A 9,825-nucleotide genomic window follows, 5' to 3' on the forward strand; every position below is an offset into this window, starting at 1 on the left:
CGTGTACGCGACACAGACCCTCCCCGCAACCGGACCTGACGGAACGTCAGAAGTCTGCCACGGCATTCCGGAATTGGGCATCCCTTCCCCGGCGGGGCCGTCTCCTGGTAGATGCAAGGGCCATGACACGACTCACCACCGTGGCACGCGGCCTCATCACGGTGTTCGCCGCCTTGCTGGCGGCGACCGCCTCCACCGCGACCGCCCAGGCCAAGACCGAGCCCAAGGCACCCAAGGACTTCGTGGCGCTGAGAAGCGTGGACCCGACGATCATCCAGGAGATGCGCTACGTCACCCGGCACAACTTCGTCGGCGACCGCATCGACGGCTACCTCCAGCCGACCTGCATCCTCACCCGCCCCGCCGCACAAGCCCTCCACAAGGCTCAGAGAAAGCTCCTGCGCCAGGGCTACACACTCAAGGTGTACGACTGCTACCGGCCGCAACGCGCCGTGGACCACTTCGTCCGCTGGGCCGAGGACCTCGACGACGAGGCGATGAAGGGCGAGTTCTACCCGAACGTCGACAAGATCCGGCTCTTCACCGACGGCTACATCGCCGAGAAGTCCGGCCACAGCCGCGGATCGACCCTGGACATCACACTGGTGAGGCTGCCGGCGAAGCCCACCCGGCCGTACCACCCCGAAGAGCCCCTCGTGCCGTGCTTCGCACCCCAGGGCGAGCGATTCCCCGACAACTCGATCGACATGGGAACCGGCTTCGACTGCTTCGACACCCTCTCGCACACCCTCGACCCACGCATCCAGGGCCAACAGCGTGCCAACCGGCTGCTGCTCAAGAACACCCTGGAAGGCCTCGGCTTCGTGAACCTGCCAGAGGAGTGGTGGCACTACACCTACAAGCCCGAGCCCTACCCGGACACGTACTTCGACTTCCCCGTCTCCAGGAAGTCGCTCGCCGGCGCCCACTGAGCAGCCTGCCCGAGACGCCCTCTCCCTGATCGGCTACAGTCCGCCGCGTGTCCGAAACTCAGCACTCCAGTTCCAACTCCGCGCCGGACTCGCACTGTTCGAGCTGCGGTACTCCCTACGGAGAGGGCGTCTCCGGCTGGCCCCGCCCCTGCCCCGCGTGCGGCGCCGTGGCCTACCGCAATCCACTCCCGGTCGCGGTGGCACTCCAGCCCGTCTACGACACCAAGGGCACCGCCCTGGTCGTCATCACCCGAACCGTCGCCCCCGCGCGCGGGGGCACGGCCCTGCCCGGCGGTTACATCGACGACCGGGAGGACTGGCGGCAGGCCGTCGTACGCGAACTCAAGGAGGAGACCGGCATCGACGCGGCCGCCCGCGAGGTACGGCTCGTCGACGCGATGAGCTCGCCCGACGGGCACCTGCTGCTGTTCGGTCTCCTGCCGGAACGACCGGTCGAAAGCCTGCCGCCCTCAGCCGCCACCGACGAGACGGACGGCTGGCATCTCCTGCGCAGGGCGGACGAACTCGCCTTCCCCCTGCACACCGTGGCCGTACGGGCATGGTTCGAGGGCCGGTACATCTGAGCTCAGCGTTCCCGGGCACCGCGGACGCGCACCGGGCAGGACGGCTCGCTCCCGCCGTCCTCACCCTCTCGCTCGACGATCACTCGCGAGCCGATCCACCGAGCGGTGTACCGCTCGATCTCCGGCTCGTCCCATCCCTCGCCCCCGTCCGGCACGACCAGCCCGCCCCCGGTCCGTCCGCGGGCGGGCGCCCACACCTCCAGGGCGAGCCCGCCGTCCTCCCCACGTACGGGAAGAACGGCACCCGCGCGCGCGAACACGGGGATGCGCGACAAGGGGGCCTCGACAAGCACCTGAGTCGGCCCCTCGTACGCCCGCTCCGTCGCCGTGTCGTACCAGCGCCCCCGCGGCAGCCGCACCGCACGCCGGTCCGCGCCGGGGTCCAGCACCGGCGCCACCAGCAGACTGTCGCCCAGCAGGAAGTCGTCCTCGCGGTCACGCAGCGTCCGATCCTCCGGAGCAGCCCACCACAGGGGCCGTACGTACGGCGCTCCGGTACGCCGCGCCAGATGCGCCAGCGTCATGAAGTACGGCAGCAGTCGCCTGCGTTCGACCAGCGCCACGCGCGCGTGCTCCAGCACCTCGGGACCGAACTCCCAGGGCTCCCTGCGCCCCGCCCGCAGACTCGCGTGTGTACGGAACAACGGCAGATACGCGGCCAGCTGGAACCACCTGAGATACAGCTCGGGTGAGGGGTCCCCGTCGAAGCCTCCGACGTCCGGCCCCGAATACGGCACTCCGCACAGCCCCAGCCCCATCACCAGCGCCAAGGACGCCCGCAGTCCCGGCCAGCCGGTGGCCACGTCCCCCGACCACGTCCCGCCGTAGCGCTGCATGCCGGCCCAACCGGAGCGGGAGAACAGGAACGGCCGCTCCTGAGGCGCGAGCTTCCGCAGTCCTTCGAAGCCCGCCCGGGCCATGCACAGCGCGTACACGTTGTGCGCCTCACGGTGATCACCGCCCCGCCCCTCCAGGGAATGCCGGGCCGAACGCGGCAACGTCGACTCCCCGAACGCGGTGAACGACGTGGGTTCGTTCATGTCGTGCCAGAAGCCCGAGAACCCCTGCGCGAGCCGCTCCTCGTAGAGACCGCCCCACCACTCACGCACACGCGCGTGCGTGAAATCGGGAAACACCGCCTCCCCAGGCCACACGACCCCCTGCACGACCTGCCCCGACGCGTCCCGCACGAACGCGTCCTCGGCCGCCCCGCCGTCGTACACGGCATTGCCCGGCAGGGCTTTGACGGCCGGGTCGACGATCGACACCAGCCGGACGCCGTCCCGCCGGAGTTCCTCGGCCAGAACGGGCAGTTTCGGGAAGCGGTGCTGATCGACAGTGAACACCTGGTGCGCGTCGAGGTGGTCGATGTCCAGGTGCACGGCATCGAGCGGCAGACCGTGTTCCACATAGCCCGCGACGATCCGCCGCACCTCCTGCTCACTGCCGAACCCCCACCGCGCGTGCTGGTGGCCGAGCGCCCACGCGGGCGGCAGTGCGGGCGCCCCGGTGAGCGAGGCCCAGGCGAGCAGCACGCGCGCGGGGGTGCCCACCATCACCCAGCAGCGCAGTGGGCCGCCGTCCATCCGAAGCTCGCTCGTCCCGCCGAGGTCGTGCCCCGAACCCGCGCCCTCCTCGCCCTCGCGCAGCGTCACCGAGCCGTCCCACGTGCTGTCGTGAAACACCAGATGCGTACCGCCGTCGGACACCACCAGCTGCACCGGCATCGTGATGTACAGCGGGTCGTCGCTTCGCGCGAAGGCGCCGCCGGGGTCGGTGTTCCACAGCCGGTACGTACCGTCCGGCAGCCGCGGACCCGCGGCACGTCCGCCCAGGCCGAAGAAGCGCGCGTCGGCAGCCACCTCCGACCGCTGCGACCACCGCGCCGGGCCGCCACCGACCGGCTCCCACCACCGCGGCGGCAGATCACGCCGCAGGGTCAGGCCCCCGGGCGTGAGCACCTCCACTGAGCCGTGCCGCGAGACGACGACCGTCACGCGCTCGGCCACCACCCGCCAGCCGCCGTCCTTGTCCGGCTCCAGCACCGCCCGGGGATCGGGTTCCGGACAACGGCCGGCCAGCGCGTACGACGGCTCGGGCTCCGCCCCGTCCCAGCCCCAGAAGACGGCCCCGTTCACGGCGACGAGAATCCGCAACTCCGACCGGCTGAACCGGACGACACCACCCCCCGGCCCCGGCTCCACCTCCCGCACGGGCCCGGGCACGCGCGCACGCTCCGCCCCTCGCGACGGGAGCCCGGTGGCGTCGGCCCGCCGCCTGCGCCACGCTGCTCGTACGGTACGCACACCCTGCGCCGCCCCCACCGAACCCATCGCTTTCACCGAACGCACCAGGTCACGACCGTTCATGCTGCTCACCCTGCCATTGACCGTGCCACGCGGGCGTGGCGTTCAACTGCCGTTCACCCGTGTCAGGACCACATCTTCACGAGGCGGACTATGTGGGACGCACCCTGGTGCCGAAGTCGATCACATGGCATTGTCCGTGCCAGCCGCTCACGCGCACACCCCAGCCCGTGCGCGGAGGACGCACACGACGCGCACAGTCCGGGAGCCGACCATGTCGACCGTTAGTCCCCAGCCGCTCTGGCAGCCAGACCCCGAGCGCATCGACCGGGCACGGATCACCAGGTTCCAGGCCTGGGCAGCCGAGCACCACGGCGCCCCCGCCGAGGGCGGCTACGCGGCTCTCCAGCGCTGGTCCGTCGACGACCTGAACGCCTTCTGGAAGGCCGTCACGGAGTGGTTCGACGTCCGTTTCTCGACCCCGTATGCGCACGTGCTCGCAGACCGGGCGATGCCGGGCGCCCAGTGGTTCCCCGGCGCGACCCTCAACTACGCCGAACACGCTCTGCGCGCCGCCGACACCCGCGCGGACGAACCGGCCCTCCTGTACGTCGACGAGACACATGAACCACGCCCCGTCACCTGGGCCGAGCTAGGCCGCCAGGTCGGCTCCCTGGCCGCCGAACTACGCGCCCTCGGCGTACGCCCCGGGGACCGCGTCAGCGGCTACCTCCCCAACGTCCCCCAGGCCGTGGTCGCCCTCCTCGCCACAGCCGCCGTGGGCGGCGTCTGGACCTCCTGCGCACCCGACTTCGGCGCCCGCAGCGTCCTCGACCGCTTCCAGCAGGTCGAACCCGTCGTGCTCTTCACGGTCGACGGCTACCGCTACGGCGGCAAGGAGCACGACCGACGCGACACCGTCGCCGAACTGCGCCGCGAACTGCCCACCCTGCGCGCCGTCATCCACATCCCCCTTCTCGGCACCGAAGCACCCGAAGGGGCCCTCGACTGGTCGGCCCTCACCTCCGCCGACACGGCCCCCGTCTTCGAGCAGGTGCCCTTCGACCACCCCCTGTGGGTGCTCTACTCCTCCGGCACGACCGGCCTGCCCAAGGCCATCGTCCAGTCCCAGGGCGGCATCCTGGTCGAGCACCTCAAGCAACTCGGCCTTCACTGCGACCTGGGCCCTGAGGACCGCTTCTTCTGGTACACGTCGACCGGCTGGATGATGTGGAACTTCCTCGTCTCCGGCCTGCTCACCGGCACCACGATCGTCCTCTACGACGGCAGCCCCGGCTACCCGGACACCGGCGCCCAGTGGCGGATCGCCGAACGCACGCGGGCCACCCTCTACGGCACCTCGGCCGCCTATGTCATGGCCTGCCGCAAGGCCGGCGTGCACCCGTCCCGCGACTTCGACCTCTCCACCGTCCAGTGCGTCGCCACCACGGGCTCGCCCCTGCCCCCAGACGGCTTCCGCTGGCTCCACGACGAGGTCCGCGACGACCTGTGGATCGCCTCCGTCAGCGGCGGCACGGACGTGTGCTCCTGCTTCGCCGGAGCCGTACCGACCCTTCCCGTCCACGTCGGCGAGCTCCAGGCCCCCTGCCTCGGCACCGACCTGCAGGCCTGGGACCCGAGCGGCAGCCCCCTCGTGGACGAGGTCGGCGAACTCGTGGTCACCAACCCCATGCCGTCGATGCCCATCCACTTCTGGAACGACCCCGACGGCAGCCGCTACCACGACAGCTACTTCGACACCTACCCCGGCGTATGGCGGCACGGCGACTGGATCACCGTCACCTCCCACGGATCCGTCGTCATCCACGGCCGCTCCGACTCCACGCTCAACCGCCAGGGCGTCCGCATGGGATCCGCCGACATCTACGAAGCAGTGGAGCGCCTCCCCGAAATCAGGGAGTCCCTCGTCATCGGTATCGAGCAGCCCGACGGCGGCTACTGGATGCCCCTGTTCGTGCACCTGGCCCCCGAAGCCGCCCTCGATGAGGACCTGCTGCACCGGATCAAGCAGACCATCCGCGAACAACTCTCGCCGCGCCACGTCCCCGACGAGATCATCGAGGTACCCGGCGTCCCGCACACCCTCACCGGCAAGCGCATCGAGGTCCCGGTCAAGCGCCTCCTCCAAGGCACCCCCCTGGAGAAGGCGGTCAACCCGGGCTCCATCGACAACCTCGACCTCCTGACCTTCTACGAGGAGCTCGCCCGCAAACGCGCCTGATCGAGGCCGCCCAGGGACGCGTCGAGCCACTCCCCGTCACCATGGCAGCGGACGGGGAGTGCATGGATCAACCATGCTGACCTGCGACTTCAATGACCCACCAGCTTCGCGACCACCTCTGTCAGCCCTCATTGTCAGTGCCGTCGATTACTGTGAGTGAGCATTGATCGACTGTGCACAGGGGGAACGAGAATGGCGCACACCGACAGCCGGACCATGCGACGCGCCCTGCGCCGCGAAATCGCCGGCACCATCGGCCTGCTGACCGACGAGCACGACTTCCGAGCCATGCGCTGCTACCGCAGCTTCGCCTTCGACGACCACGCGACCTACCTCAAACAGGTGGAAGCCCTCCTCAGGACACGGACCCTGCAGGGCAGCCACACCACTGTGGCCCTCTTCGATCCCGAGGAGTACGCCGACTTCTGCACGCAGAGGGGCCTGGACCCCGACAACCCGTCGAGCCGCACACGCTTCACGGCCCAGCTCGCGGTAACAGGCCCGACTCTCCCGTACGAGGGCCAGCCCCTGGCCGACCTCCTGGCGGCCCTCGTCGACGAGGGCGTGCGGCAGGCCACCTGGGAGTACGCCACCACCCTCCTCGCTCGCCTGGGCGCCTGTACATCCTGCGGCGAAGATCTGGGGCGCACCGCTTTCGCGCGGGCTTCGGACCTCCTGGTCCGCATCCTCGACACAGCCCCACCCGGCGACCGGCACCTCGTCTGCAGCGTCACCGGACCGCCCGAGACCCTCATCGCCGCACTCCATGCCGCTGACGCGGACGGCACCTTGAAGCTGGACGAGACCGAAGCCCTCGAGTTCACCACCGTCCTGGCCCTCGGCCTGGCCACCGAAAGCCCCGGTGGACTCGTCGTCCGCGCCAGCGCCCCAGCCACTCCCGACCGTGTCTACGGCTGGCGCCTGCGCGCCTACGGACTCGACCCGCTCACCGCGGGAGAGGTCTTCGACGCCTACTGCACCGATGTCGAGTCCGGCGACCTCATCTCCCCGGAATCCAACGTCGACTACTGCGAGCCGCCCGACCTCGGAGAGGAGAAGCCCGCACAGGGACACCACCACTGAAACATCGGAGGGGCGCCCCACGTAGGTGGAGCGCCCCTCCCGGACAGCCAAAGGCCGACCAGGCCCGGCCTACTCGCCCGACAACACCGCCTGCGCCGCGCTGCGCGCGTCCTCGGCACTGTCCGACGCACGAGCCGCCGCGGCCGCCCGCTCACACTGAGCCAGCGTGTACTTCGCCAGCGTCGCCCGCACGTAGGGAATCGACGCCGCACCCATCGACAGAGAGGTGACGCCCAGACCAGCCAGCACACAAGCGAGCAACGGGTCGGACGCGGCCTCACCACAGACGCCACAGCTCTTGCCCTCGGCCTTCGCCGATTCGGCGGACAGCGCCACCAGGTCGAGCAGCGCGGGCTGCCACGGGTCCTGCAGACGGGAGACCGCACCCACCTGACGGTCGGCGGCGAAGGTGTACTGCGCCAGGTCGTTCGTCCCCAGCGACAGGAACTCGACCTCCTGCAGGATCGAGCGGGCTCGCAGCGCGGCCGACGGAATCTCCACCATCGCGCCGAACTTCGCCCGCAACCCAGCCTCACGGCACGCGTCCGCGAAGGCCCGGGCATCCGTGCGGTCAGCCACCATCGGCGCCATGACCTCGAGATAGACCGGCAGCCCTTCCGCGGCCTTCGCGAGCGCGGTCAGCTGAGTGCGAAGAACCTCCGGGTGGTCGAGCAGCGTCCGCAGACCCCGCACACCGAGCGCCGGATTCGGCTCGTCGGCCGGAGTCAGGAAGTCAAGGGGCTTGTCCGCACCCGCGTCCAGCACCCGCACCACGACACGCCCCTCGGGGAACGCCTCGAGCACCTGCCGGTACGCCGCTACCTGCTTCTCCTCGGAGGGCGCCTGCTTGCTGTCGTCCAGGAAGAGGAACTCGGTACGGAAAAGACCGACGCCCTCGGCACCGGCGTCGACGGCCGCCTCCACATCCGCGGGACCACCGATGTTCGCCAGCAGCGGCACCTTGTGACCGTCTGCCGTGGCACCGGGCCCGGTCGAGGCCGCCAGCGCGGCCCTGCGCGCGGCGGCCGCGGCCTCGAGCTCAGCCTTCTTGTCCTCACTCGGGTCCACGAAGATCTCACCCGTGCTGCCGTCGACGGCGATCATCGTGCCTTCGGCGAGCTCGCCGGCACCCGGCAGCGCCACGACGGCCGGCACTCCGAGCGCCCGCGCCAGAATCGCGCTGTGGCTGGTCGGACCGCCCTCCTCGGTGACGAAGCCGAGCACCAGGGTCGGGTCCAGCAGCGCGGTGTCGGCGGGCGCGAGGTCACGCGCAACAAGGACGTAGGGCTCGTCACTGTCCGGGACACCCGGCATCGGCACGCCCAGGAGACGGGCGACGATTCGATTCCGCACGTCGTCGAGGTCGGCCACGCGGCCGGCGAGGTACTCACCGGCATTCGCCAGGAGCTCGCGGTACGCGGCGAACGCGTCGTACACCCCGCGCTCGGCCGTGCTGCCGACGGCGATTCGCCGTTCAACGTCTGCCATCAGCTCGGGGTCCTGGGCCATCATGGCCTGCGCCTCGAGCACCGCCTGGGCTTCGCCGCCCGCCAGATTGCCACGCGCCATCAGGTCGGCCGCCACAGCCTCCACGGCCTTGCGGGCGCGCCCCTGTTCACGCTCCGCATCGTCCGCGGGGATCTGCTTCGCAGGCGGCTCGAGCACCGCCGTTCCCATATGCCGAACCTCGCCGATCGCCACACCGTGGCTCACGCCGACGCCTCGCAGCGTTGTCTCCATCTCACCCGTCTCCGCTAGTGCGGCGGCTCCCGCCACCGTGTTGGTTGTCCTACTCGCCGTCACACGACGGCACTGACGTCACTTCCAGAGGAAGAGACTGTCGCCGGCCTTCACATCGCCGTCGATACGAAGATCGGAGAGGGCTTCGGCCGTGGCCTCCAGCGCCACGATCGGGCAGATCGCGGACTTGCCGGCGGCCTCCACGGAAGCCGGGTTCCAGCGCACGATGCCCTGACCGCGCCTGACAGTGTCGCCCTTGTTCACGAGCAGCTCGAAACCCTCGCCGTTGAGCTGCACGGTGTCGATACCGAGGTGCGTGAGCACGCCGTGCCCGCTCTCGTCGACCACAACGAACGCGTGCGGGTGCAGGGAGACGATGACGCCGTCCACGGGCGAGACGGCCTCGGAAGGCTCTCGTACGGGGTCGATCGCTGTGCCCGGGCCGACCATGGCCCCGGAGAAGACGGGATCCGGCACGGCTGCCAGTCCGATGGCGCGTCCGGCAAGCGGGGACGTCACGGTGGTCATGGGAAGCCTCCCAGGGGTGGAGATCGTATGGGCCGTCCCTGTCAGTACCGGACGGCACACTGTTCAGCAGGGTATGTCACCTGAAGTGCCGGTTCCGCGAGGGCACTCCGGAGTGGTCTAGACCATACAGCAAATGGATTTGCACGCGCTCCGCAGCCGCGTGTACAGTCGTACTCCTGCCTGGGGCTGAGCGACACAACCTCGTGTCCTTGCCTGGCAGCACCCAAACTTGTCAGATCCTATCTCGGGGTCATCTTCTGCATGTCTGCAGGATGGTGGTCAGGGGGGCGGAAAAACACTGATAGAGTTTGGAACACCGAAGGGAAGCGCCCGGAGGAAAGCCCGAGAGGGTGAGTACAAAGGAAGCGACCGTTCCTTGAGAACTCAACAGCGTGCCAAAAGTCAACGCC

The 9,825-nt window shown here is 69.8% G+C and carries 7 protein-coding genes; 4 read left to right on the forward strand and 3 right to left on the reverse strand.

Features of this window, described 5'->3' with window-relative positions:
* Positions 1-122: 122 nt before the first annotated feature.
* Positions 123-932, forward strand: coding sequence for a M15 family metallopeptidase (locus ACFZBT_RS30630; RefSeq protein ID WP_391110261.1), 810 nt, complete (start codon positions 123-125; stop codon positions 930-932).
* A gap of 47 nt (positions 933-979) precedes the next feature.
* On the forward strand, positions 980-1,516 hold the full coding sequence (locus tag ACFZBT_RS30635) for an NUDIX domain-containing protein (protein ID WP_391110264.1): 537 nt from the start codon (positions 980-982) through the stop codon (positions 1,514-1,516).
* 2 nt (positions 1,517-1,518) lie between these two features.
* Here the strand turns inward: ACFZBT_RS30635 and ACFZBT_RS30640 are convergent, their stop codons facing one another.
* A complete protein-coding gene (locus ACFZBT_RS30640) occupies positions 1,519-3,885 on the reverse strand; it encodes a TIM-barrel domain-containing protein (protein WP_391110267.1) in 2,367 nt (788 codons plus the stop codon).
* A 211-nt stretch (positions 3,886-4,096) separates the two neighbouring features.
* On the opposite strand from ACFZBT_RS30640, the gene ACFZBT_RS30645 reads away from it, so the two are divergent.
* Positions 4,097-6,064: an acetoacetate--CoA ligase gene (locus ACFZBT_RS30645; protein WP_391110270.1), complete on the forward strand. Its 1,968-nt coding sequence runs from the start codon at positions 4,097-4,099 to the stop codon at positions 6,062-6,064.
* A gap of 192 nt (positions 6,065-6,256) precedes the next feature.
* Entirely contained in the window at positions 6,257-7,147 is an 891-nt protein-coding gene (locus tag ACFZBT_RS30650) for a hypothetical protein (protein WP_391110273.1), read from the forward strand.
* 69 nt (positions 7,148-7,216) lie between these two features.
* On the opposite strand, the gene ptsP is transcribed toward ACFZBT_RS30650, so the two are convergent.
* Together ptsP and ACFZBT_RS30660 are read right to left on the reverse strand one after the other, a co-directional pair.
* Complete coding sequence (gene ptsP, locus ACFZBT_RS30655) at positions 7,217-8,887, reverse strand: phosphoenolpyruvate--protein phosphotransferase (protein WP_391110276.1); 1,671 nt, start codon at positions 8,885-8,887, stop codon at positions 7,217-7,219.
* A gap of 78 nt (positions 8,888-8,965) precedes the next feature.
* The gene (locus ACFZBT_RS30660) at positions 8,966-9,415 is read right to left on the reverse strand and encodes a PTS glucose transporter subunit IIA (protein WP_391110279.1); all 450 of its coding nucleotides are present in this window, start codon (positions 9,413-9,415) and stop codon (positions 8,966-8,968) included.
* Between the last annotated feature and the right edge of the window lie 410 nt (positions 9,416-9,825).

The organism is Streptomyces sp. NPDC008137 (assembly GCF_042957035.1).
Lineage (GTDB): Bacteria > Actinomycetota > Actinomycetes > Streptomycetales > Streptomycetaceae > Streptomyces.

Bases quoted from the DNA above. Each gene is read 5' to 3' on its own strand.
- ACFZBT_RS30660 (WP_391110279.1), bottom strand. From the start codon at position 9,415: ATGACCACCGTGACGTCCCCGCTTGCCGGACGCGCCATCGGACTGGCA.
- ACFZBT_RS30640 (WP_391110267.1), bottom strand. From the start codon at position 3,885: ATGAACGGTCGTGACCTGGTGCGTTCGGTGAAAGCGATGGGTTCGGTG.
- ACFZBT_RS30645 (WP_391110270.1), top strand. From the start codon at position 4,097: ATGTCGACCGTTAGTCCCCAGCCGCTCTGGCAGCCAGACCCCGAGCGC.
- ACFZBT_RS30650 (WP_391110273.1), top strand. From the start codon at position 6,257: ATGGCGCACACCGACAGCCGGACCATGCGACGCGCCCTGCGCCGCGAA.
- ptsP (WP_391110276.1), bottom strand. From the start codon at position 8,887: ATGGAGACAACGCTGCGAGGCGTCGGCGTGAGCCACGGTGTGGCGATC.
- ACFZBT_RS30630 (WP_391110261.1), top strand. From the start codon at position 123: ATGACACGACTCACCACCGTGGCACGCGGCCTCATCACGGTGTTCGCC.